A 22,762-nucleotide genomic window follows, 5' to 3' on the forward strand; every position below is an offset into this window, starting at 1 on the left:
TAAACGAGCGAGCTGCACACTCATACGAATGTCAGAACCGGGACACTAGACTGACGGGATACCGTGACGTTGGCGGCCGCAAAGATACATCAAGCGACAGCATCGACAGTCCGTCGGTGCTGTCTTTTTTTGACGATCGTCTTGAGTCTGCTGTCGCTGGACCGTGCTGCCAACGCGGACCAATTCAAAACACCGGCAATTTCCGTTGCCCGTCCGGATTGGCAATCAGCCGTTCGTCAGCTTCGGACTGAAATCAGCTCCGAGCCACATGCTGTTGAACATTTCAATTTTACGGCCGCGAGCCGGGCGCGCCTGTTCCGGCCGCAGCAATTCACATCGATCGCGCAGCTCAACGCCATTACCTCACCGCTCTTTCCCGATGTCGGCCTCAGTTCAATCCCGGTATTGTTACCGTTCGACACCGCGCAATATCTGACCGACAGAGACAACGGCGCCCCCAATCTCTTTCTTTCGCGCTATCAGGCGGGATTTCGTCCGGTGCGGATGTTCAACGTCGGGCCTGCCGGCTACGATGCTGTGTTCGCGCTGGATCAAGGCGTCGGCGACGACATGCCGCCGCGAATTTTCGTCAAACCGATCGAAGTTCAGATCACCGGCTCCCTGCTGACCTATGACATCAAAGACCCTTTGTTGGGCAAAGGCGAGCCGGTTAAGGCGCTGGCCACCCAATTTCCGGATCTTCGGAAGTTCATCCGCGAAGGTTATCTTCGCTACGCGTTCACGCGTTTCGGCGTCCCTTATGTGGTGTCGGTTGGCTGCCACGATGGCGCGGCGCGCAGCCGGCGGCTGTCCTGCCGTGAAGCGTCGGCAGTTGCCGAACGATTCCTGAAAGCCCTGCGCGTTGCAGGCGGCGACCCGCACCGTCCGCGCTTCGATATTCCGTCCGAAGTCGTCGATCGTCCGATCGAATTCTCTCCTGACTTCACCTATCATCCGCCGGGGGAGATCATCGACAACAGCGGCTATCGTGGACAAAGCGGCCGGGCCGACTTCACGGTCTATTCGCAGATCCGTTTCCCGCTTGAGAAGGCGCCCGCCTTCGCGAACTCTCAATCATTCATGAACTGGGGTGACTGCTACCAGACCGGCCGCGTGTCGTGGTCGGCCAGAAAAGGTGACCACTACCACTGCAAACGCAATGACAAGCCGCTGGTGTTCGACGAGTCAGCCAAGGAGAACTACAGCTATCCCTGGCAGGACAATTTCTGCGAAACGCGCGACTTCGAAGTCGGCCAATGCGCCAACGGCATGGGCCACCAGGGACAAGATATCCGCCCGTCGAGCTGCCAGTTGCGCAACGATGGCGCCGATCGTTGCATGCCCGACATCTTTCCCATTGTCGCGGTGCGCGACGGCGTCCTGATCCGCGCGGCCGGCGATCAGACCGTGTATCTGCTGGTCAACGGTTACAACGAACACATCCGCTTTCGCTACGTTCACATGAATCCAACGCGCATGGATGCAGACGGCGTGCTGCATGGACGGCGTGTGAGCGAAGGTGAAAAGATCGGAGTGGTTTCGAATTTTCAGGATCGCGTCGGCGGTACCACCAGCCATCTGCATTTTGACGTTCAGGTGTTCACACGGGATGGGTGGATCTGGGTCAATCCTTACACCACGCTGGTTTCGGCCTATGAACGGCTGATCGGCGGCCGCGGGCGTGAGTATATTCCGCCGCCGCCGGTGGCTCCGGCTATCGCCCATGCAACGCTGCCGGATGAAAAGCCCTCCACGTCCGCGCCCATCGGAACCGACGCAGTTCCCGCGGCGGAATGACCTTTGTCCCGCCGTGGTAGGGACGTTACACTAGCACCATGGTCTTCAAAGATTCTCCCGACGCAGGATCCCTGTCGCGCCGTGCGCTGCTGCGCGCCGCACTCGGTGCCAGTGCCCTGATCGCGACGCCCCTTGGTGCGCTCGCCGCTCCAGCCGGCTTCGACAAGTGGCGCGAAGCTTTTCGCGCGAAGGCGCTGGCCCGCGGCATTTCTGAGGGCACTTACATCCGTGTCATGAGCCGCATCGAACCGGACATGAGCGTGTTTGCAAAGATGCGCAAACAGCCGGAATTCAACGAACAGCTCTGGCAGTATATCAACCGCCGTGTCTCCGACTGGCGGCTTGCCGCGGGCAAGGCGGCTCTGCAGAAGAACGGCGCGCTGTTCGCCCGCATCGAGAAGGACTTCGGCGTTGAGCGCGGCACCCTGCTGGCCCTCTGGGGCGTCGAGACCGCCTATGGCGATCCGCTGGTGCAGCAGAACCACATGCGGCCGGTGTTTCCCTCCCTCGCTGCGCTCGCCTGGAACGAGCCGCGCCGGCGCGCCTATTGGGAAACTGAGCTTATCAATGCATTGCGCATCGTCGACAAGGGATGGAGCACTCCTGACGAAATGCGCGGATCCTGGGCCGGCGCCATGGGCCACACGCAGTGGATGCCCGAAGTCTGGCTCAATGTCGGCTTCGACTATGATCATGATGGCCGGGTATCGCCGTTCGGCAAACCCGACGATGCGCTCGGCTCAAGCGCGCGCTTCCTGGTCAATCGCGGCAAGTACCGCCGCGGCGAACACTGGGGTTATGAGGTGCGCGGCGCGACATCCGCCAGGGGTGGCAATCAAAGCTACGCGCAGTGGGCTGCGGCCGGCGTGACCCGCGCCGACGGCCAGCCGTTCCCGAGGCCGAACGACAAGGCGCAGCTGTGGACCCCCGTGCCGGGAGGTCCCTCATTCCTGCTGGGACCGAATTTCTATGCGGTGAAAAGCTACAATCCATCGATGAACTATGCGCTCGCCATCGTCCATCTTGGTGATCGCATTCTCGGCGGCGGCCCATTCATCCAGCCCTTCCCGGGCTCCGAGCGCGCCCTGACCCTTGCCGAAGTCCAGGAAGTCCAGACGCGGCTGACAAAGGCTGGCTTTGACACCGGCGGGACCGATGGCCGCGTCGGCAACGATACGATGCAGGCGGTGCGGGATTTCCAGACCAAAGCGGGTCTGTCCCCTGCGGACGGCTATGCCGGCTTGAAGGTTCTCGCGCTGTTGCGCCAGGGCCGCTGAGCTCTCTAGCGAATAATCGCGGGTCCCGGGTCCGGCACCGCCACATCGGTCACGCGCAGCTGCACGCGCTCCGCGCCCTGCCACCGATCCACGGCAAGCGAGCCGGCGACATGCAATGGCTGCCCGCGATGCTCAAGCAAAGCGTTGCCGAGCTTCTGGCCCACCGCGCGAAACGCGATGCCGTTCACCATCGCGCCGTCGCCCGATTTCAGGCGCACGCGCAAATGGGCCTGCCCGACTTCATCCACAAAGGCCAGTTGATGCGACGGCAATGCGATAATCGGTTCCGGATTGCCGCTGCCGAAAGGCCCTGCCCGATTCAACGTTCCAACAAAATCCGTCGTCACCGCGCGTGCACTAACCGCGCCGTCGATAAACAGCTCATTGACGTGGCGGGCGTCGGCCACGGCATCTGCCAACTTTGCTTCGATGAAAGCACGAAACTCTGCAAGCCGCTCTTTCCTCAAGGTGATGCCAGCCGCCATGGCGTGACCACCACCTTTCAGCAGAATTCCCTCCTGCACGGCTTCGCGAACAGCTTTGCCCAGATCGACGCCCGAAATTGAGCGTCCCGATCCCGTTCCAAGACCGCCGGGTTCGATGGCAATTGCGAAAGCCGGCCGCGAAAACTTCTCCTTCAAGCGCGAAGCCACAAGGCCGACCACGCCGGGATGCCATCCCTCGGAGGCGGTCACAATCACCGCGCCCTTGTCATCCAGACCAAGGGACGCCAGCGCCTCGGCCTCTGCCTGCGCTTCAGCCATCTGTTCGATGACCCTTCGTTCGGTATTCAGGCGGTCAAGCTCCGCGGCGATCCGTGCGGCCTCCGAGACATCCCCTTCGAGCAAGAGTCGCACGCCAAGGTCGGCCTGCCCGATACGGCCACCGGCATTGATGCGGGGGCCGAGCATGAACCCCAGATGCCAGGCTTCCGGCGGTCCGCTGAGACGGGCAACATCCATCAGCGCGGTGTGTCCAACATGATCGCGGCGGCGAAGCGCAATCAATCCCTTGGCCACGAACGCCCGATTGAGACCGGTGAGAACAGCAACATCCGCGACCGTGCCGAGGGCAACATGATGAAGCGCATCCAGCAAGCTCGGCTCCGGCCGCTCGCTGGTCCAGAAGGCGCGCGAGCGGAGCTCGCGGTTCACCGCGACCAGCGTCACGAACACGAGCCCGACGGCGGCCAGATGTCCGAGACCGGACAGATCGTCCGGGCGGTTCGGATTGACCAGCGCATCGACCACGGGCAGATCGTCGCCGCATTGGTGGTGATCAATGACGACCACACCCATGCCGAGACGCTTGGCTTCCGCCAGCGGCTCGATGCTGGTGGTGCCGCAGTCGACCGTCACAAGCAGCTTCGCGCCTTTGGCGGCGAGATTGCGGATAGCCTCCACATTGGGCCCGTAGCCCTCAAAAATGCGGTCCGGGATATGGATGAGCGGATCAAGCCCGCAATGGCGCAGATGCCATGTGAGCAGAGCCGCCGAAGTCGCTCCGTCCACATCGTAATCGCCGAAGATCGCGACTTTCTCGCCACGGGTCGCGGCATCCGCGATCCGGATCGCGGCCGCCTCCATCTGCGTGACGGTGTAGGGATCCGGCATCAGCTTGCGGATGGTCGGGTCGAGAAAATCCTCGACCGCATCGATATCGATGCCCCGGCCTGCGATGACGCGCGCGAGCATTTCCGGCACCTGATAACGCTGCACGATGGCCAATGCGCGCGCAGCGCTGCGCGGATCGAGCCGATCACGCCACAGGCGTCCGGTCGCGGATTTCGCGACGCCGAGAAAGGCCGGGGGGGCTTCAACAGGGATTGCGGATGCAGGGAGCGTCATGATGCTTTCTGCAAAATAAGCGCGATGCGCACGCGTTCAATGATTCGAAGTATTTGTGCTGCTTCTAACAGCCAAGCTTGTCTGCCAGATCGTTCAAATCCTTGACGACGAAATCCCACTCGCCCTCAGGGCCGAAATCGCGGTTCTGCAACGGTCCGTATTCCGTCGGCCGGGGCACGAAGGCGGTCTTGAGACCAACGGCCCGTGCCGCAGCGAGATCGTTATTGTGCGCAGCCACCAGCATCACCTGCTCGGGCCGCAGGCCCAGGATCTTCGCGGCGCCGAGATAGGTCTCCGGATCCGGCTTGTAGTGTTTGAAGACTTCTGCGCTCAGGACCAAATCCCATGGCAATCCGGCATGCTTGGCCATGTTGGTCAGCAGCGCGACGTTGCCGTTCGAGAGCGGGCTGATGATGAAGTTTGTCTTGAGCCGTGTCAGGCCACTGACGCTGTCGGGCCAGGGTTCAAGGCTGTGCCACCCCCGGGTCAGATAATCGAAGTCGGCCGATGTCAGGCCGGTAATACCGAGCCTTGCAGCCAATGGTTCGACGGACTTTCGCTGTAAATCATCGAGGATCACGAAGCCCCGATCCGGATGCTTGCGGACCTCATCCATCGACGGCATGTAGGCACCGCGCCACGCATCGACCAAGCCGATCCAGTCGCCGTCAATTCCCTTGGCGTTGCCCCACTTGGTGAAATTGTCGATCAGGCTCGTGCGCCAATCGACGACTGTGCCGAAGACATCGAACAACAGCGCTTTCACATCAGTGGGCATCGGTTGTCCTCAAAACATCTTGCGATATTGCATGAAGCCCGATCGGTCGGCGACCTCGTCGTACAGGATTTGCGCCCGTGCATTCTCGAACTGGGTCAGCCAATGCACGCGGCTCGCGCCCGCCGCTTTGGCTTTCTCATACACCGCCTCGATCAGCTTGCGCCCGACGCCATGGCCGCGCGCTTCCGTATTCACGAACAGGTCCTGCAGATAGCAGTAGTTGCCGACCGTCCATGTGGAGCGGTGGAAGAGATAATGAACGATGCCGGTCAGCTTGCCGTCGACATAGGCGCCGAGCACGTACATCGGCTCGGCCTCATCGTGAAAACGCCGCCACGTGACATCCGTCGTCGTGGCGGGGATTGTCGCCTTGTAGAACGTCAGGTAGCCCGCCCAGAGCGGCTCCCATGCGGCGCGCTCATCCTCGTGCACCGGGCGGATGACGACACGCTCGGTCATGGTCGTCCCCGGCTCAATCAAGATGGAACTTGTCGAACTGGCGATGTTCACCCTTGATGATACGGACCGTGCCCGTGACGGAGCGCATCACGACCGTCTCGGTCTCGATGACGTTCTTGCGGAATTTGACGCCCGACAACAGTGAACCATCGGTCACGCCGGTTGCAGCGAACAGGCAATCGCCCCTGGCCATGTCTTCGATGCCGTAGATCATCTTCGGATCGGTAATGCCCATCTTCGCGGCACGCTCGCGCTTCTCATCGTTGTCGAGAATGAGACGGCACTGCATCTGGCCGCCGATGCAGCGCAGAGCGGCAGCCGCCAGCACACCTTCCGGTGCGCCGCCGGTGCCGATGTAGATATCGACGCCGGTGTTGTCCGGGTCGGCGGTGTGAATGACACCTGCGACGTCACCATCGGTGATGAGGCGGACGGCAGCACCCGTGCTGCGGATCGCGTTGATGATCTCCGCGTGGCGCGGACGATCGAGCACAAGCGCGGTGATTGCGGAGGGATGGACATCCTTGGCGCGGGCCAGACGGCGGATGTTTTCCGCGGGCGGCGCATCAAGGTCGACCACATGTTTGGGATAGCCCGGGCCAACGGCGATCTTTTCCATATAGACGTCCGGCGCGTGCAGCAGCGTGCCGCCTTCCGCCATCGCCATGGTCGCGATCGCACCCGGCATGTTCTTCGCGCAGAGTGTTGTGCCTTCGAGCGGATCAACCGCGATGTCGACTTTTGGGCCGGCCTGGATGCCGACTTTCTCGCCGATGAACAGCATCGGAGCTTCGTCGCGCTCGCCCTCACCGATCACCACCGTACCTTCGATTGGGATCTTGTTGAGCTCGCGCCGCATGGCATCGACTGCAGCCTGGTCTGCGGCCTTCTCGTTGCCGTGGCCGCGCAGCCGTGCCGCCGAGACCGCCGCCCGTTCAGTCACGCGGACGATTTCCAGCGTGAGAATGCGTTCCAGCAAAAGCTGCGGCGGAACGGAAATAGTCGTCGACATCGGCACACTCCTAAACGTCATGATAGGCCCGGCTGGGCTGAGCCTATCAGTTCTTTTCAATACGTATCACCTGCGGCCGACCGGTTATCACCCGATCTTGCTGCACGGCATGCAAGGCGCGGTGAACCGCATCCTCGCTCGTCGCGTAGGTGATGAGAATAACCGGCACGGGCGTCGCCTTGCGGCGGGCATCTAGCAGGTCCACTGCGCCATCAGGATGACGCTGAACGATGGATTCGATGGAAATTTTCTGTTCGGCAAGGCGGGTTGCGATCGTGGCCGCAGTTCCGGGCAAATCGCGCGCCATCAGGCGGATGTAATAGCCGCCCTCGTGGCGCTTCATCGGAGCTTTGGTGGTCGTCTTGAGCTTGTCGACTGGACGGCCGAACGGCACCGCGCGAATGCCGCGCGCGACATCGGCAATATCGGCCAGGACAGCGGAAGCGGTCGCAGCACCACCGGCTCCCGGACCAACCAGGGTGATCGGGGGAATGCCGTCGCCGTCGATCGTCACGGCGTTGGTGACGTCCATCACCTGCGCGATCGACGAAGATTTGGGGACCATGGTGGGATGCACGCGTTGCTCGATTCCGGTCTCGGTGCGGACCGCGACACCTAAAAGCTTCACGCGATAACCAAGTTCCTCGGCGGCTCTCAAATCTTCCGGAGCGATCGATGAGATACCTTCAACGTAGACCGCACTCTGGTTGACCTTGGTGCCGAAAGCAAGGCTCGCAAGAATTGCAAGCTTCTGCGCGGTGTCGTGCCCGTCCACATCGAAAGACGGATTGGCCTCGGCGTATCCCAGCCTCTGCGCATCCTTGAGACATTCGGCGAAGGACAGACCTTCCCTCTCCATGCGCGTCAGGATGTAATTGCAGGTCCCGTTGAGAATGCCATAGACGCGGTGCACGTCGGTGCCCGCCAGGCCCTCACGCAACGTCTTGATTACCGGGATCGCAGCACCGACGGCGGCTTCGTAGTTCAACGCCGCGCCATGCTTTTCCGCCAGTGCGGCCAGCTTCGACCCATGCTTAGCGATCAGCGCCTTGTTGGCGGTGACGACCGACTTGCCGTTTTTGAGAGCGGCTTCGATGGCCGACAACGCCGGCTCGCCCGCTCCGCCCATCAGTTCGACGAAGCAATCGACGTTGGGATCGTTCGCGAGCGCGAGCGGGCTTTTGGCCCACGTGATGCCCCGCAGATCGACCCCGCGCTTTTTCGCCTTCGACCGCGCCGTAACGGCGACGACACGGATACTGCGACCGCATCGCGCCGACAAAACCCTGCTTTGAGCTTCGATGAGACGAACGACCTCGGCTCCCACGGTGCCGAGCCCCGCAATACCCACTCTAAGTGGTGCGACCATAACGATGAAACCTGCCGGAAATTTTACCGCCGATTGGCGAGAGGAACCACGTTGTGCAACGTTTCAACGCCGGATTCAAGGAAACGGCGGATATTGCGGGCTGCTTGGCGAATTCGTTGCTCGTTTTCCACCATCGCGATGCGGACATACCCCTCGCCGTGCTCGCCAAAGGCCACGCCGGGCGACACCACAACGCCGGATTTCTCAACCATCAGCGTCGCGAACTGCATGCTGCCGACATCGCGGAATTTCTCGGGCAACGGAGCCCAGGCGAACATCGAGGCGGCCGGCGGCGGAATGTCCCAACCCGCGCGGCCGAACGATTCCACCAGCGTATCGCGGCGCTTGCGGTAGATGTCCCGCATCTCCTGGATGCACTCCTGCGGACCGTTCAGCGCCGCCGTTGCGGCCACCTGAACCGGCGTGAATGCGCCGTAGTCGAGATAGGATTTCACGCGCGTAAGGGCCGCGATGATCCGTTCATTGCCGACGGCAAAGCCCATGCGCCAGCCGGCCATGGAAAACGTCTTGGACATCGACGTGAATTCAACCGTGACGTCAATCGCGCCCGGCACCTGCAGCACCGAAGGCGGCGGGTTACCGTCGAAATACAATTCCGCGTAAGCGAGGTCTGAGAGAATGAAAATCTCGTGCTTTTTCGCAAACGCAACAAGGTCGCGATAAAAATCCAGCGACGCCACATAGGATGTGGGGTTGGACGGATAGCAGGCAATCATCGCGATCGGCTTCGGGATCGAATGAATGATCGCCCGCTCCAGCGCTTGGAAAAGCTCAGGCGTCGGCTCGGCCGGGACCGAGCGAACCACGCCGCCGGCCATCAGGAAGCCGAAAGCGTGGATCGGGTAACTGGGGTTCGGCACCAGCACGACATCGCCTGGTGCGGTAATCGCCTGGGCGACGTTGGCAAACCCTTCCTTCGAGCCGAGGGTGGCGACGATTTGGGTTTCGGGGTTCAGTTTCACGCCGAACCGGCGCTCGTAATAGGCAGCCTGTGCCCGCCGAAGGCCGGGAATGCCCTTGGAGGCTGAATAGCGGTCCGTACGGGGCTTCCCGAGGGTTTCCTTAAGCTTCTCAAGAACGTGAGGAGGCGTCGGCAGGTCCGGATTTCCCATGCCCATGTCAATGATGTCGGCTCCGGCGTTCCGCGCGGCGGCCTTGGCTCGATTGACTTGTTCGAACACATAAGGCGGCAAACGGCGGATACGATAGAACTCTTCCATTGGTCCAGGCTCCGGGGGCCGGCAAATTTACCGGCAAGAACAACAACATCGCTCACGCGCTTCAACTTGAAGTGGAAGTCTACACTTCCAGAGAAAACGCGTCATTTTGGTATATTACGCTGATTCAAATGCGTTTTGCGGTTGAATCGTGGTCTTTTTAGCACGAACCGCAGCCCGCACCATCAGAGCGGCTCAGTTATTCCGCCGTTGTGCACCTTGGGCGCCCGAGGCCTGGCGATCACGGGCCGCGATCAGGTCTTTTTCCAGCTTGGCCTGCTGGTCCGGGGTCAGCACCTGCTCATCCCGAGGTGCCGGCAAATCATGAACAGGCAGGTAGTCGGGTGGCGTCGCCGGACGCGCGGGCGTGTTCGCGGGTAACCCCACAAGCGGCATGTCCGCCAAGGGAATTGAACATCCGCCCAACGTGACGCCAAGCAAGACCATGCCGGCCGACAATGGCAGCCGCATGCTCCACACCCTGCGCCTTGGCAAAGAAGTACTCACATCCCCTCACAAACTCGTTTGGATGCATCAAGGTCATAAGCTGACGGTATCGTCGGCATCCAATGTGGGTCGAAGGCGTTAATTCTCAAACAACCCGGACGAACTAGAAAGAACCCTTGAGGCCCTAATGTGACGATTAGATTAACGAGCATGACGCGCCGCAGCACATGCAAATCACCGCAACTGGCTGGATTGTGTCATGATAACAGCGATGAAGCGATCATATGAACGCTGTCTCGAAATGAAAGCTTATAGCGTCTGTCATGAGTGATGTCGCAACGCGCCCCACGACCGAAAATTCCGGTGCAGCGAACGGTTTCAATCCTGAAACCTTCTCGACCAATCTGACACGAGCGCTCGACTCGGCCGGACAGGCATTGGCGTCGTATTTGAAACCGCGCTCCGTGATGGATGGGCAGGATCAGCCGACCAATGACCTTGCCGAGGTGGTGAAGACGTTCACATCCGTGGCGGAATATTGGCTGTCGGATCAGAAACGTTCGGCCGAACTGCAGATGAAGCTCGGCGGTGCGTTCCTCGAACTTTTGGGAAATTCCGCACGTCGCCTTGCAGGTGAAGCCGCGAAACCCACAGTCGAGCCCGCGCCCCGTGACAAGCGCTTTCAGGATCCCGAGTGGAAAACAAACCAGTTTTTCGACTTCGTGATGCAGGCCTACCTTCTGACCACACAGTGGGCCAACGATCTCGTCAAGAACGCCGAGGGCCTTGATGCGCACACCCGCAAGAAGGCGGAGTTCTATGTCCAGCAATTCACCAATGCGCTGGCACCCTCCAATTTCGTTCTGACAAATCCGGAAGTGTTGCGGCAGACACTTTCCAGCAACGCCGAAAATCTGGTCCGCGGCATGAAGATGCTCGCGGAAGATATCGAAGCCGGCGGTGGTACGCTCAAGATCCGCCAGTCTGCCGCCAACCTCGAAGTGGGCCGCGACCTGGCGCTGACGCCTGGAAAGGTGATCTTCCAGAATGACATCATGCAGCTCATTCAGTACACGCCGACAACGGAAAGTGTATTGCGCACGCCGCTGCTGATCGTGCCGCCGTGGATCAACAAGTTTTACATCCTCGATCTCAACCTCCAGAAGTCCTACATCAAGTGGTGCGTCGACCAGGGCATCACGGTGTTCGTGATCTCATGGGTCAATCCCGACAAGAGGCTGGGCGGCAAGACCTTCGAAGACTACATGCACGAAGGCCCGTTGACGGCGATGGACGTCATAGAAAAGGCCACCGGCGAAATGCGGGTGCATACGTTGGGGTATTGCGTCGGAGGCACCCTGCTTGCCTCGACACTTGCGTGGCTGGCGGAAAAGCGCCGTGTGCGCACCACCTCTGCGACTTTCCTCGCGGCTCAGGTCGATTTCACCCATGCAGGCGATTTGCTGGTGTTCGTCGACGAAAGCCAGATCTCGAACCTCGAACGCAGCATGCAACAAGCTGGCGTGCTGGAAGGCAGCAAGATGGCGATGGCCTTCAACATGCTGCGCTCCAATGACCTGATCTGGTCCTACGTCGTGAGCAACTATCTCAAGGGCAAGGAGCCGGCAGCCTTCGACCTCCTGCACTGGAATTCAGATGCCACGCGAATGCCCGCGGCCAACCACTCCTATTATCTGCGCAATTGCTATCTGGAGAACCGGTTGTCAGCCGGCACGATGGTCCTCGACAACACCCAGCTGGATCTGTCGAAGGTGAAGATCCCGGTCTACAATCTCGCCACGCGCGAGGATCACATCGCGCCCGCGGACTCGGTTCTGTACGGGTCGCAGTTCTTCGGCGGCCCCGTGCGGTATGTCCTTGCCGGATCCGGCCACATTGCCGGCGTGGTCAACCCACCCGAACTTGGCAAGTATCAGTACTGGACCAACGATCGGATCCACGACGTGTCCCTCGCTGACTGGCTCAAGGATGCCGAGGAGCACAAAGGCTCGTGGTGGCCGGATTGGCGTGCCTGGCTCGATAGCATCGATCCTGAGCAGGTAGCGGCGCGAACGCCCGGAGCGGCCCCGATGGAAGCCATCGAGGATGCGCCGGGGAGTTATGTCCGGGTGCGCGCCTGAGAACGCACCGCACGGCTGCCCCCGACAACCCGTCCGGATTCCTGGGTTATCCAGTACATGAATGCCCCGTTTCAGCGGCAAATTCACTGCTGACATTGGCCTGACTTCATCTACCGTCTATGAATGAACGTGACGATGGCCCGTCGGATTCGACTGTAGAGTCGGCTCTTCTTCCCACGATCGCAGTTCGGCCCTTCAGGCGCCATCGAGACATTGAAGGGAAACGTCGATGACACGCGAACTATTCTGGCTGACGCTGACTGTTATTCTGACCGGCCTGTTGTGGGTCCCCTACATCATCAATCGCTGTCAGGTCCGCGGCCTCGGCGGCACAATGGCCAACCCCTCGCGCACCGACAAGCCGCAAGCTGAATGGGCCAACCGCCTGATGTTTGCCCATGACAACGCAGTCGAAAACCTCATGATCTTTGCGCCGCTGGTCCTGATCCTGAATGCGATTGATTATTCGACAAAATGGACGGTCCTCGCCTGCGCCGTCTACTTCTGGTCACGCGTCGCACACCTGATCTTTTACACGCTCGGCGTTCCTGTCCTGCGCACGCTGGCATTCACCGTCGGGTTTCTGGCGCAGGTCGTGCTGGTGCTCGGAATATTTCAGCTCGTCTGATCGCTCAAAACGACAGCCAAATAAAAAAGGGACGGCCAAGCCGTCCCTTTTTTCCTGCGTCGAAGACAATTACGGAAACATCGGCGGCTGATCGATGCCGATCGTCTCCGGGAAACCAAGCACCAGGTTCATGTTCTGAACCGCCTGCCCGGACGCGCCCTTGGTCAGGTTATCGAGCGTCGAAATGATGATCGCTCGTCCCGACACGCGATCAGCGGTCACCCCGATGAACGTCATGTTCGAGCCGCGGACATGCCGCGACTGCGGCATCTTGCCGAATGGCAGCACGTAAACAAACGGCTCCTTCTCGTACTGCTTGACCAGGATCTCATGCAGATCCTGAGCGATCTTGCCTCTGCGTCCCCGCACATAGATCGTCGCAAAAATACCCCGATTCATCGGCGTGAGATGCGGCGTGAAGGAGACCAGCACCTCCTTGCCTGCCGCTTTGGAGAATTCCTGATCGAGCTCGGCCATGTGCCGATGCTGACCGACACCATAGGCGTGGAAGCCTTCTGACACTTCAGAGAACAGCATCTCTTCCTTGGCCGAACGTCCGGCGCCGGTCATGCCGGACTTCGCGTCGATGACGATCTCATCCGGCTCGATAGCCTTGGCCTTCAACAGAGGAATGAGCGGTAGTTGGGCGGTGGTCGTGTAGCAGCCGGGGTTCGCGACCAACCGAGCCTTCTTGATGTCGCGCCGGTAAACTTCCACCAGGCCGTAGACGGCTTCGTTCTGCAATTCGAGTGCATGGTGCTCGTGACCGTACCACTTCGCATAGGCAGCCGGATCGCTCAGCCGGAAGTCGGCCGACAAATCGACGACCTTGGTCTCCGGTGCTTTGGCCAACACGTCCTTGAGAACCTTCTGCGTCGTCGCATGGGGCAACGCGCAGAACACGAGATCGAGGCCCGCCGTGCTCCAATCGACTTCATCGATCGTGACGAGCCGTGGGAGGTCATAAGGCGCGAATTGCGGAAACACGTCGCCCATCATCTGCCCTGCCCGTCTGTCGGCGGTGAGCAAAACGATGTCTACACGGGGGTGACGCAACAGCAGCCGAACCAGTTCAGCGCCGGTGTAACCAGAGGCACCGAGGATGCCGATTTTCTTCTTTTCAGCCATGACGTGTCCTTACCCGAGCAAGTTCAAAAATGAACGCTACCGGAGCAGGTCTTGCGGCAAGTTTTGACGAGAAACAAGATGCCGCGGACCATTTCCGGCGGCATCGACGATGATCAGACGCAATCAGCCGCCCATACCGCGAAGATGCGGCGGCGGCGATTGAAAATAATGGTGGTGGCGCTGTTCATGGGCGCGGATATAGGTCCGCGCCCATTTTTCGTCAAGTCATGAACTTTAGATGACAGGATTCCATGGCGCCGGAATCCAGCGATATCCGGTGCCGTCCTTCTCGATATGGGCCAACCCCGGGAAGGGATAATGGAAGCCCTGCACGCGCATTCGATCGGCGACAATCATGTCATAGATCTTGCGGCGCGTAGTTTCGGCCTGAGCCGGATCCTGATCGAACATCAGATGCCAGCCTGGATTACGGGCAAACAGATCAGGATTGTTGGTCACGTCTGACTGGATGAAGACCTTGTCCGCGCCAGACGAGAGCACGTAGGACGTGTGTCCCGGCGTGTGACCGATGGTTTCGACGGCCAGCATGCCTGGAGCAACTTCCTTGCCCCACTCATACGGCGTGACCTTCTTCTTCAGTCCGGTTTCGAATACTCTGCGGTTGTTCTTGAAGAGACCTTGCATCCGATCACCTGACGCGCGGCTCATCTCGCCGTCGTCCATCCAGTATTTCCACTCCACCGACGGCACCAGGACTTCAGCGTTCGGAAACGCGGGTTGACCGTCAGCCGTCAGCAGACCGTTCACGTGGTCGCCGTGGAAGTGAGAAATCACCACGATGTCGACGTTCTTTGGATCAATCCCGGCTGCCGCCATGTTGGAAGCAAACTGACCGCTTCCGCCCTTGCTTGCGGCAAACGCTGCCGGGCCATTGCCCGTATCGACCACCACCAGCTTGCCGCCGGTATTGATGACCAACGGTCCAAAGTTGATCGTCACCTTGTCGCGCGGAAGAAACGCCTTCTCCAGTGCAGCATTGACCTCATCCTTCTTGGCATTGAGAACGAAGCTGTCACCGAGCGCCAAGGTCGTCGAACCGTCCGAGACGACCGTCACTTCGATGTCACCGACCTTGTAACGATAGAAGCTTGCATTCTGTTTGTTGGCGGCCGGAGCCGAGGCTTGTGCAGACTCCACAGGCAAAAGCGGAGCCGCGGTTAGCGCTGCAGCACCAGCCAATGCATGACGTCGTGTGAGATCCATGGTCGTTCTCCCCTGAGTGAAATTAGATTGAATAAAATGCGATCGCGAGTTGATCTCGTGTTCTATGGTCGTCTCATTGCTTGCGATTCATTCGCAAGCTTAGCCCCCCTGTTGTGCCATCAGCTTAACACCGCTCGATGTCGTCTCATTCCACATCAAAAAATTGTTTTGAGCGGGGCATCACATCAGCATCTTCACGCCGAGCATGCCGGGAGCCATCAACACAGCCGCCCACAGGAATGCAGAGGAAAAATTGGCGAATTGAAAACGCCAATACGGCATCTCCACCACACCCGCGACGAGCGGCACTGTGGCCCGTAACGGCCCCGAAAAGCGGCCGATGAAGATCCCAAGGACTCCCCATTTCTTCATGAACCGCTCCGCCCGCGGCAGCATCTCAGGGAAGCTCGACATCGGCCACATGTGCGCGATGCGATTATGAAACTTGACCCCGATCCAATAGGAAAGCCAATCGCCGCAAGCGGCCCCCAAACTTCCCGCAAGCCAGACCGGCCAGAAGCTGATTCCGCTCACACCAATCAGCGCGCCGATTGAAACCAGGGCGCCCCATGCAGGTATGATGAGAGAAAGAAAAGCCAGCGACTCTGCGAACGCGAGCACGAAAACCACAGGCGCGGCCCAGACCTGATGGTCACGGACGAACTCTGCCAGCCCGCGGGTCATTTCCTCAAAAGTCATGGATGCCTTGGTTCCCGGCCTTCAATCGAATGGACTCGCTTAGCACGTCGGCTGTCACCTTGTACGGGAACCGGCTGCGTCACATTTACAGCCCCAACCGTGGCATAGTGATAGCCAGCGATTCGCCTTTCTCTCCGATTCTGCAAGATTAAAGACCATGTCGAAATCATTGAAAAGTAACGAAAAAGCGACTAGCGCGTCAAAAGCCGGCCGCGACCTTTTCGCGGCGCCCGACCGCAAGCCGCGCTCGGCTGCCAAGCCCGCTGCCCGCGCAAGTGGCGCCGAGGCCGGCTACACCGCACGAGATATTGAAGTCCTTGAAGGGCTGGAACCGGTCCGCCGGCGCCCTGGCATGTACATCGGCGGCACCGACGAGAAGGCGCTGCACCACCTCTTCGCGGAAGTCATCGACAACTCGATGGACGAGGCCCTCGCCGGTCACGCCACGTTCATCGAGGTCATTCTGACCGCGGATGGCTATCTGGCTGTCAACGACAACGGCCGCGGCATCCCGGTCGATCCCCATCCCAAGTTTCCGAAGAAGTCCGCCCTCGAAATCATCATGTGCACGCTGCACGCGGGCGGCAAATTCGATTCCAAGGTCTATGAGACGTCGGGCGGCCTGCACGGCGTCGGCGTGTCCGTGGTGAACGCCCTCTCCACACTGCTCGTTGTCGAAGTCGCGCGAAATCAGCAGCTGTACAAAATGACCTTCGAGCGCGGTAAGCCGAAGGGCAAGCTCGAAGAGCTCGGCAAGGTCAATAACCGCCGCGGCACCAGCATTCGCTTCAAGCCCGATCCGGAAATCTTTGGCGCGAAAGCAGCTTTCAAACCGCAGCGTCTGTTCAAGATGGCGCGCTCGAAAGCCTACCTGTTCGGCGGTGTCGAGATCCGCTGGCGTTGCGATCCCGAACTGCTCAAGGGCATCGAGGATGTGCCTGCCGAGGATACCTTCCACTTCCCGGGCGGCCTCAAGGATTATCTCGCCGCGGCCATTCACGCCGATACGCTGGTGCATCCGGATATCTTCTCCGGCAAATCCGGCCGCAATGGCGCACACGGCGCCTGCGAATGGGCTGTCGCATGGACCGCGGATGCCGACGGCTTCCTGTCGTCCTACACCAACACCGTTCCCACGCCCGACGGCGGCACGCACGAGGCAGGCTTCCGCAGCGCGCTCCTGCGCGGCCTGAAGGACTACGCCGAACGCATCGGCCAGGGCAAGAAAGCGGCGTCCGTCACATCCGAGGACTTGATGGTCGGCGCAGCCGCCATGCTGTCCGTGTTCGTTCGCGAGCCTGAGTTTCAGGGCCAGACCAAGGATCGCCTCGCGACCGCGGAAGCGCAGCGTATCGTGGAACAGGCGATCAAGGACCCCTTCGATCACTGGCTCACGGGCAACCCGCTGCAGGCCAACAAGCTGCTCGAGTTCGTGGTTGAGCGCGCCGACGAGCGGTTGCGCCGCCGCGCGGAGAAGGAAATCTCGCGCAAGACCGCGGTGAAGAAACTGAGATTGCCGGGCAAGCTCGCCGACTGCACGAACACCGCAGCGGAAGGCTCCGAGCTGTTCATCGTCGAAGGTGACTCCGCAGGCGGGAGCGCCAAGCAGGCTCGCGACCGTAAAACCCAGGCCGTGCTGCCGTTGCGCGGAAAAATCCTCAACGTCGCGTCAGCTACCCGCGACAAGCTGACAGCCAATGCACAGCTTGCCGACCTCATGCAGGCAATCGGCTGCGGCACCGGCGCGCACTACCGTGAAGAAGACTTGCGCTACTCGCGCATCATCATCATGACCGACGCCGACGTGGACGGTGCCCACATCGCCTCACTGCTCATCACCTATTTCTACCGGCAAATGCCGCGCCTGATCGACGAAGGGCATCTGTACCTCGCGGTCCCACCGCTCTATCGCCTCACCCATGGCGCCAAGACGGTCTATGCGCGCGACGAAGCCCATCGCAACGAACTGCTCAAAACCCAGTTCAACGCCAACGCCAAGGTCGATATCGGCCGCTTTAAAGGCTTGGGCGAGATGATGCCGGCGCAGTTGAAAGAGACCACGATGGACCCGGCCAAGCGCACCATGCTCCGCGTGGTTTTGCTGCCGGACGACCGCGAGGGAACGGCCGATTCCGTTGAACGCCTGATGGGCACCAAAGCCGAGGCCCGTTTCGCATTCATCTCGGACAAGGCCGAATTCGCCAGCGAGGATTTGCTGGACGTGTGACGGCTTCGACAAGCGTCGAGCCAATTCCTTGCGAGCATTGCCGTTATGAGAACTCCCCTGCTCACCATTGGCATGCTCGCGCTTCTGATCGGCCTGCTGTGGATCGGTCAAGGCACGGGTTATGTGCGGTGGCCGCAATCAAGCTTCATGATCGATCAGATCAGCTGGGCTTGGTATGGCGGGGGCCTGAGCCTGGTCGGCCTGGTGCTGGTCGTGCTTGCCTATCGCGGCAAATCCTGATCGTGTCTCGCGATCCTGCGCGCGATCCCTCAAGAACGTCGATGAGGCTCCTATGACTGCATCTCCTTTCGATCTCTCCGGAAAGGTCGCCATCATCACCGGCGGCAATGGCGGCATCGGCCTCGGCATGGCGCGCGGCCTTGCCCGCGCGGGGGCCAGCGTTGTCATTGCGGGACGCAACGAAGCGAAATCAAAAAGCGCCGCCGCAGAGATCGAGCAGCTCGGCGTGAAGGCATTGCCGCTGAATGTCGATGTGGCGGACAAGGCCGCGGTCATCGGAATGGTCGATGCAACGCTCTCCGCTTTTGGCCGGCTCGACATCCTGATCAACAATGCCGGCATCAATATCCGCAACCCAGCCGATACGCTCGATCTCGACGATTGGCATAAGGTGATCGACACCAATCTCACCAGCGCGTTTCTTTGCGCTCAGGCCGTTTATCCGACGATGAAAAAAGCCGGTGGCGGCAAGATCATCAACGTCGGCTCGATGATGTCGATTTTCGGCGCGGGATTTCTGCCCGCCTACGCCGCCAGCAAAGGCGGCATCGTGCAGTTCACCAAAGCCATCGCGTCGTCCTGGGCGCAAGACAACATCCAGGCCAACGCCATCCTGCCGGGCTGGATCGATACCGAATTGACGCGCAGGGGCCGCGTACAAATTCCAACCCTGCATGAGACCGTGCTGGCGCGAACACCGGCCAAGCGCTGGGGCAATCCGGATGACCTCGCCGGCACAGCCGTTTTTCTGTCCTCCCCGGCATCCGACTTCCTGACCGGAATTTCGATCCCCGTCGACGGCGGCTATTCCGCGCAGGGGTAATGCTCGAACTGAAGATCGCAGGCACGTTGAGATGATGCAGAAAGATCCTGCGTCATCGCGCGAAGTGTCCGGTCTGTCTATTTACGGAAGTTCTTGATCTCGGAGAGGCTGCCGTCCTGATACGTCAGCTCGACCGAGACAGATCGCGTGGCGGCGGGAATTTTCATATACGACGGCGGACTATCGGGAATGGCCGACGGATCCTTGGGATTGCAGGGCGGCACTTTGACAAGCTTGTCAGGCACCGTCGTATCGATACCAATGCGCATTTCGCGGATCGCGCAGCGATACGAGAAGATCTGGGTGAAATAGACCAGCGGCGAATTATAGCCGCCGAAGGACAGCCAGCTCGTCGAGGTCATGTCCAACAATTTGCGATGGCTGTTGATCAGCGCGGCCTCGGGATCGAACTTGATCGGATACGGCCCCTGCATTTGCCCCATCGGATCGACATAGCGCACCTGGATCGTCGCAGCCGGCGCATCGCTGGGCAGTTCAATCGATGGATTGGGCATCCGCCGCCGTGTGCGTGGATCGAATGAATCCAGGAATCCCGTCTCCTTGAATTCTCCGCTTTCACCGAGCCGCCATGAAATCGCCAGCGTCGGATCTGCGATGGAGAAAGAGATCGACCATCCACCATTGTGCCGCATGAAGCTCGCGATCGGCGCATTGCCGGAATCGTTGATGATCGGTGGCGGCGGGGCGATGGGCAGCGCGGCCAGCTGCGGCAACACTTCGATCGTCCGCTCCCCGTCCTTGGCAGGCTTCAGAACGTAATCGCCGACGATCTGATCGTAATACGCCGGTGTCTGCATCCTGTTCACGGCAACGGTCATCTGCCGGACATCGGACTGCGTGCGCTTGGCGATCTGCACGAGATTAAGGCCCGGCTGGGAAAGCTCACGAACGAAGTTTCGGGTGAACACCGAATTGGGATTGGGATCGCCATCGTTCAGCCGGTCCAGCGCGGTCTGCTTGGCCCCGGCCGAGAACACCACGAAGACACCTTCCGGCGGATTCATTGCGGCGAGACCGCCGCTCCCACCGATCGCGCGCGTGCCTGTCGCCTCGAATGGATTGTTGCGACAGGCGTCGAAGACGAAAATCGATGTCCGCGCGCCTCTCGCCTGCACGCGTGAAATCAACCTCTCCGCGGCAAACGCGCCGTCGCGGATCAATTCCTGCTGCCCCTCCGTCACCGCGGCGATGTCAGTCGGCAGAAGATAATTCTGGCCGTTGATCTCGAACCCATGTCCGGCAAAAAAAACAAACGCGGTATCCCCTGGCTCCAGCACCTTGTCGAAGGCCAGCATCGTTTCACTGAAAGCCTGCCGCGTCTGGTTCTCAGCAAACAGAACGGTGAATCCAAGCTGCTTGAGCGCATCGCTCATGGTCCGCGCGTCATTCACAGCTTTCCGCAATGGCGGAACGTTGCGGTAATCGTTGTTGCCGATGACCAGTGCCACACGCTTCTCAGCGTGGGCCGATGTATTGCACAGGGCCGCGACGGCGATGACCGCAGCGAGGAGAAACGCTGTTCTGATCCAGAGCTTCATGGTTGTGCCCCCAAGCCGTGCAATTACGACCCCTACCCGTCCACTATGGCATAGTCGCCTGGAACCGGGACGGAGTTCATGAACATTTTGAAGGGTCTGGAACCTGTCAACTTATTGTCGTATTAAGCTTTTTTCTGATTTTGCCGTCAAATTCATTGACTTTGGCGGTTTCAAGCCTATGTTTCGCTGCAACGCGGCCAGAATCGACACGTGATAGCCTGGTCGGTCGCCTGTCAGCGAATTTTTATCCTCCCCGTGCCATAAAAAAGCGTGCCGTTCCGGGGTTGAGCGCGACAGCTATTCCAAAATCGGAACGGCGATTTCGATTAGAGGCTCAATGTCCTTTTCCAATCTCGGCCTTTCCGACAAGGTCCTAGCTGCTGTAGCGGCCACTGGTTACACCACTCCCACTCCCATCCAAGAAAAAGCCATTCCCCACGTCCTGGCTCGCCGCGATGTGCTCGGTATCGCCCAGACCGGCACCGGCAAGACCGCGGCTTTCGTGCTTCCGATGCTGACCCTGCTGGAAAAGGGCCGCGCCCGGGCGAGAATGCCCCGCACCCTTATTCTGGAGCCGACGCGCGAGCTCGCAGCGCAGGTCAAGGAGAACTTCGATAAGTACGGCGCCGGCCAAAAACTGAACGTCGCGCTTCTGATCGGCGGCGTCTCTTTCGGCGATCAGGACGTCAAGCTGATGCGCGGCGTTGACGTGTTGATCGCAACGCCCGGCCGGTTGCTCGACCACACCGAACGCGGCGGCCTGCTGCTCACCGGTGTCGAATTGCTGGTGATCGACGAAGCCGACCGTATGCTGGACATGGGCTTCATTCCGGACATTGAACGGATCTGCAAACTGGTCCCCTTCACCCGGCAGACCCTGTTCTTCACGGCCACGATGCCTTCTGAAATTCGCCGCATTACAGAGACCTTCCTGCACAATCCTGAAAAGGTCGAAGTTTCCAAACCTGCTTCCACTGCTGTGACCGTTACGCAATCCCAAGTCAGCGTCGGCCGCGAACCCCACGAAAAGCGCGAAGTTCTCCGGCAGTTGCTGCGTGAAGCCAAAGACCTGAAGAACGCAATCATCTTCTGCAATCGGAAACGCGAGGTGGCTTTGCTGCATCGCTCGTTGCAGAAACACGGCTTCGGCGCCGCCGCCCTTCACGGCGACATGGACCAGTCGGCTCGCATGACGGCGCTCGATCAATTCCGCAAAGGCGAACTGCCTTTGCTGGTCGCATCCGACGTCGCCGCTCGCGGCCTCGATATCCCTGAAGTCAGCCACGTCTTCAATTTCGACGTGCCTCACCATCCGGACGACTACGTCCACCGCATCGGCCGCACTGGCCGCGCCGGACGCCTTGGGACCGCCATTTCAATCGTCAGCCCCTCGGACCAGAAATCCCTCCTCGCCATCGAAAAGCTGATTGGCCAACCAATTGCCCGGACCGAAACCAATCACATCGTGTCCGCGGAGGCTTCTCCCGTCCCCGCGTCAGACGGGGAAAAAGCTTCAGGCGATCGCAAGCCGCGCCGCGAAAGATCACGGGGCGGCCGAAACAAGTCTCCGCGTCCGGAAGGCTCCCAACGTCCAGAGGCCGTTGCCGCACCGCAACAGCCACCGTCTATTGGACGAGTCCGGCCGGCAGCAGCCTCCCGCGAGCAGTTTTCCGAGCCAGGCGACCATTCCCACCTTCCCGCGTTTCTTCTCCGGCCTATCCGCGCCCGCGGTTAACTTCTCTCTGTCCCCCGGGAATCGTCATCGCCCTAACGGTTCGTTTACGGGTCGTTCACTCTCCTCGCCTAGTTTGCGCTTGATACTTTAGTATTTCGCGATGGGTGAGGCTGGCGTCACGCCGCCTTGGGGAC

The 22,762-nt window shown here is 60.2% G+C and carries 20 protein-coding genes; 9 read left to right on the forward strand and 11 right to left on the reverse strand.

From position 1 onward, the window contains the following. Window positions 1-141: 141 nt before the first annotated feature. Both ACP0KA_RS27210 and ACP0KA_RS27215 read left to right on the forward strand, forming a co-directional pair. Window positions 142-1,797 (forward strand): M23 family metallopeptidase, encoded by a 1,656-nt coding sequence (locus tag ACP0KA_RS27210; RefSeq protein ID WP_424632077.1) that lies wholly within the window; start codon window positions 142-144, stop codon window positions 1,795-1,797. A gap of 38 nt (window positions 1,798-1,835) precedes the next feature. Next, window positions 1,836-3,074: a lytic murein transglycosylase gene (locus tag ACP0KA_RS27215; protein WP_424632078.1), complete on the forward strand. Its 1,239-nt coding sequence runs from the start codon at window positions 1,836-1,838 to the stop codon at window positions 3,072-3,074. Window positions 3,075-3,079: 5 nt separating this feature from the next. Here the strand turns inward: ACP0KA_RS27215 and recJ are convergent, their stop codons facing one another. From recJ to ACP0KA_RS27250, 7 genes are all read right to left on the reverse strand, one after another. Next, window positions 3,080-4,921: a single-stranded-DNA-specific exonuclease RecJ gene (recJ, locus tag ACP0KA_RS27220; RefSeq protein ID WP_424632079.1), complete on the reverse strand. Its 1,842-nt coding sequence runs from the start codon at window positions 4,919-4,921 to the stop codon at window positions 3,080-3,082. A gap of 64 nt (window positions 4,922-4,985) precedes the next feature. Then, complete coding sequence (locus ACP0KA_RS27225; RefSeq protein ID WP_424632080.1) at window positions 4,986-5,699, reverse strand: haloacid dehalogenase type II; 714 nt, start codon at window positions 5,697-5,699, stop codon at window positions 4,986-4,988. Window positions 5,700-5,708: 9 nt separating this feature from the next. Next, on the reverse strand, window positions 5,709-6,158 hold the full coding sequence (locus tag ACP0KA_RS27230) for an N-acetyltransferase family protein (RefSeq protein ID WP_424632081.1): 450 nt from the start codon (window positions 6,156-6,158) through the stop codon (window positions 5,709-5,711). Window positions 6,159-6,171: 13 nt separating this feature from the next. Then, window positions 6,172-7,170 (reverse strand): class II fructose-bisphosphatase, encoded by a 999-nt coding sequence (glpX, locus tag ACP0KA_RS27235; RefSeq protein ID WP_424632082.1) that lies wholly within the window; start codon window positions 7,168-7,170, stop codon window positions 6,172-6,174. 46 nt (window positions 7,171-7,216) lie between these two features. Next, on the reverse strand, window positions 7,217-8,539 hold the full coding sequence (locus ACP0KA_RS27240) for a homoserine dehydrogenase (protein ID WP_424632083.1): 1,323 nt from the start codon (window positions 8,537-8,539) through the stop codon (window positions 7,217-7,219). A gap of 23 nt (window positions 8,540-8,562) precedes the next feature. Further along, a complete protein-coding gene (locus ACP0KA_RS27245; protein WP_424632084.1) occupies window positions 8,563-9,780 on the reverse strand; it encodes an LL-diaminopimelate aminotransferase in 1,218 nt (405 codons plus the stop codon). A gap of 192 nt (window positions 9,781-9,972) precedes the next feature. Beyond that, window positions 9,973-10,248 carry a hypothetical protein gene (locus tag ACP0KA_RS27250; protein WP_424632085.1) on the reverse strand — a complete coding sequence of 92 codons (276 nt, stop codon included), beginning with the start codon at window positions 10,246-10,248 and terminating at the stop codon, window positions 9,973-9,975. Window positions 10,249-10,547: 299 nt separating this feature from the next. Between ACP0KA_RS27250 and ACP0KA_RS27255 the strand changes: the two genes are divergently transcribed. After that, window positions 10,548-12,365, forward strand: coding sequence for a PHA/PHB synthase family protein (locus ACP0KA_RS27255; protein WP_424632086.1), 1,818 nt, complete (start codon window positions 10,548-10,550; stop codon window positions 12,363-12,365). Between the two features lie 229 nt (window positions 12,366-12,594). Next, a complete protein-coding gene (locus ACP0KA_RS27260; RefSeq protein ID WP_424632087.1) occupies window positions 12,595-12,993 on the forward strand; it encodes an MAPEG family protein in 399 nt (132 codons plus the stop codon). Between the two features lie 69 nt (window positions 12,994-13,062). Here the strand turns inward: ACP0KA_RS27260 and argC are convergent, their stop codons facing one another. Next, the gene (argC, locus tag ACP0KA_RS27265) at window positions 13,063-14,121 is read right to left on the reverse strand and encodes an N-acetyl-gamma-glutamyl-phosphate reductase (protein WP_424632088.1); all 1,059 of its coding nucleotides are present in this window, start codon (window positions 14,119-14,121) and stop codon (window positions 13,063-13,065) included. A 78-nt stretch (window positions 14,122-14,199) separates the two neighbouring features. Between argC and ACP0KA_RS27270 the strand changes: the two genes are divergently transcribed. Further along, complete coding sequence (locus tag ACP0KA_RS27270; RefSeq protein ID WP_424632089.1) at window positions 14,200-14,352, forward strand: hypothetical protein; 153 nt, start codon at window positions 14,200-14,202, stop codon at window positions 14,350-14,352. Window positions 14,353-14,355: 3 nt separating this feature from the next. On the opposite strand, the gene ACP0KA_RS27275 is transcribed toward ACP0KA_RS27270, so the two are convergent. Beyond that, window positions 14,356-15,345, reverse strand: a complete 990-nt coding sequence (locus ACP0KA_RS27275) for an MBL fold metallo-hydrolase (RefSeq protein ID WP_424632090.1) — start codon at window positions 15,343-15,345, stop codon at window positions 14,356-14,358. Between the two features lie 180 nt (window positions 15,346-15,525). Further along, window positions 15,526-16,044, reverse strand: coding sequence for a DedA family protein (locus ACP0KA_RS27280; protein WP_424632091.1), 519 nt, complete (start codon window positions 16,042-16,044; stop codon window positions 15,526-15,528). Window positions 16,045-16,201: 157 nt separating this feature from the next. On the opposite strand from ACP0KA_RS27280, the gene parE reads away from it, so the two are divergent. From parE to ACP0KA_RS27295, 3 genes are read left to right on the forward strand one after another with little or no spacing between them, the layout of a single operon-like run. Beyond that, complete coding sequence (parE, locus tag ACP0KA_RS27285; protein WP_424632092.1) at window positions 16,202-18,271, forward strand: DNA topoisomerase IV subunit B; 2,070 nt, start codon at window positions 16,202-16,204, stop codon at window positions 18,269-18,271. 45 nt (window positions 18,272-18,316) lie between these two features. Next, window positions 18,317-18,511 (forward strand): hypothetical protein, encoded by a 195-nt coding sequence (locus ACP0KA_RS27290; protein ID WP_424632093.1) that lies wholly within the window; start codon window positions 18,317-18,319, stop codon window positions 18,509-18,511. Between the two features lie 52 nt (window positions 18,512-18,563). After that, window positions 18,564-19,334, forward strand: coding sequence for an SDR family NAD(P)-dependent oxidoreductase (locus tag ACP0KA_RS27295; protein ID WP_424632094.1), 771 nt, complete (start codon window positions 18,564-18,566; stop codon window positions 19,332-19,334). Between the two features lie 77 nt (window positions 19,335-19,411). Here ACP0KA_RS27295 and ACP0KA_RS27300 read toward each other — a convergent pair whose 3' ends face one another. Beyond that, a complete protein-coding gene (locus ACP0KA_RS27300; RefSeq protein ID WP_424632095.1) occupies window positions 19,412-20,893 on the reverse strand; it encodes a caspase family protein in 1,482 nt (493 codons plus the stop codon). A gap of 337 nt (window positions 20,894-21,230) precedes the next feature. On the opposite strand from ACP0KA_RS27300, the gene ACP0KA_RS27305 reads away from it, so the two are divergent. Further along, window positions 21,231-22,628, forward strand: a complete 1,398-nt coding sequence (locus ACP0KA_RS27305; RefSeq protein WP_424632096.1) for a DEAD/DEAH box helicase — start codon at window positions 21,231-21,233, stop codon at window positions 22,626-22,628. The last annotated feature ends 134 nt before the right edge of the window (window positions 22,629-22,762 follow it).

Source organism: Bradyrhizobium sp. SYSU BS000235 (assembly GCF_049747295.1).
Classification (GTDB): Bacteria; Pseudomonadota; Alphaproteobacteria; order Rhizobiales; family Xanthobacteraceae; genus Afipia.

Bases quoted from the DNA above. Each gene is read 5' to 3' on its own strand.
- ACP0KA_RS27230 (WP_424632081.1), bottom strand. From the start codon at position 6,158: ATGACCGAGCGTGTCGTCATCCGCCCGGTGCACGAGGATGAGCGCGCC.
- ACP0KA_RS27300 (WP_424632095.1), bottom strand. From the start codon at position 20,893: ATGAAGCTCTGGATCAGAACAGCGTTTCTCCTCGCTGCGGTCATCGCC.
- recJ (WP_424632079.1), bottom strand. From the start codon at position 4,921: ATGACGCTCCCTGCATCCGCAATCCCTGTTGAAGCCCCCCCGGCCTTT.
- ACP0KA_RS27225 (WP_424632080.1), bottom strand. From the start codon at position 5,699: ATGCCCACTGATGTGAAAGCGCTGTTGTTCGATGTCTTCGGCACAGTC.
- parE (WP_424632092.1), top strand. From the start codon at position 16,202: ATGTCGAAATCATTGAAAAGTAACGAAAAAGCGACTAGCGCGTCAAAA.
- ACP0KA_RS27245 (WP_424632084.1), bottom strand. From the start codon at position 9,780: ATGGAAGAGTTCTATCGTATCCGCCGTTTGCCGCCTTATGTGTTCGAA.
- ACP0KA_RS27260 (WP_424632087.1), top strand. From the start codon at position 12,595: ATGACACGCGAACTATTCTGGCTGACGCTGACTGTTATTCTGACCGGC.
- ACP0KA_RS27240 (WP_424632083.1), bottom strand. From the start codon at position 8,539: ATGGTCGCACCACTTAGAGTGGGTATTGCGGGGCTCGGCACCGTGGGA.
- glpX (WP_424632082.1), bottom strand. From the start codon at position 7,170: ATGTCGACGACTATTTCCGTTCCGCCGCAGCTTTTGCTGGAACGCATT.
- ACP0KA_RS27250 (WP_424632085.1), bottom strand. From the start codon at position 10,248: ATGCGGCTGCCATTGTCGGCCGGCATGGTCTTGCTTGGCGTCACGTTG.
- ACP0KA_RS27295 (WP_424632094.1), top strand. From the start codon at position 18,564: ATGACTGCATCTCCTTTCGATCTCTCCGGAAAGGTCGCCATCATCACC.
- ACP0KA_RS27305 (WP_424632096.1), top strand. From the start codon at position 21,231: ATGTCCTTTTCCAATCTCGGCCTTTCCGACAAGGTCCTAGCTGCTGTA.
- ACP0KA_RS27290 (WP_424632093.1), top strand. From the start codon at position 18,317: ATGAGAACTCCCCTGCTCACCATTGGCATGCTCGCGCTTCTGATCGGC.
- ACP0KA_RS27255 (WP_424632086.1), top strand. From the start codon at position 10,548: ATGAGTGATGTCGCAACGCGCCCCACGACCGAAAATTCCGGTGCAGCG.
- ACP0KA_RS27275 (WP_424632090.1), bottom strand. From the start codon at position 15,345: ATGGATCTCACACGACGTCATGCATTGGCTGGTGCTGCAGCGCTAACC.
- ACP0KA_RS27270 (WP_424632089.1), top strand. From the start codon at position 14,200: ATGCCGCGGACCATTTCCGGCGGCATCGACGATGATCAGACGCAATCA.
- ACP0KA_RS27215 (WP_424632078.1), top strand. From the start codon at position 1,836: ATGGTCTTCAAAGATTCTCCCGACGCAGGATCCCTGTCGCGCCGTGCG.
- argC (WP_424632088.1), bottom strand. From the start codon at position 14,121: ATGGCTGAAAAGAAGAAAATCGGCATCCTCGGTGCCTCTGGTTACACC.
- ACP0KA_RS27280 (WP_424632091.1), bottom strand. From the start codon at position 16,044: ATGACTTTTGAGGAAATGACCCGCGGGCTGGCAGAGTTCGTCCGTGAC.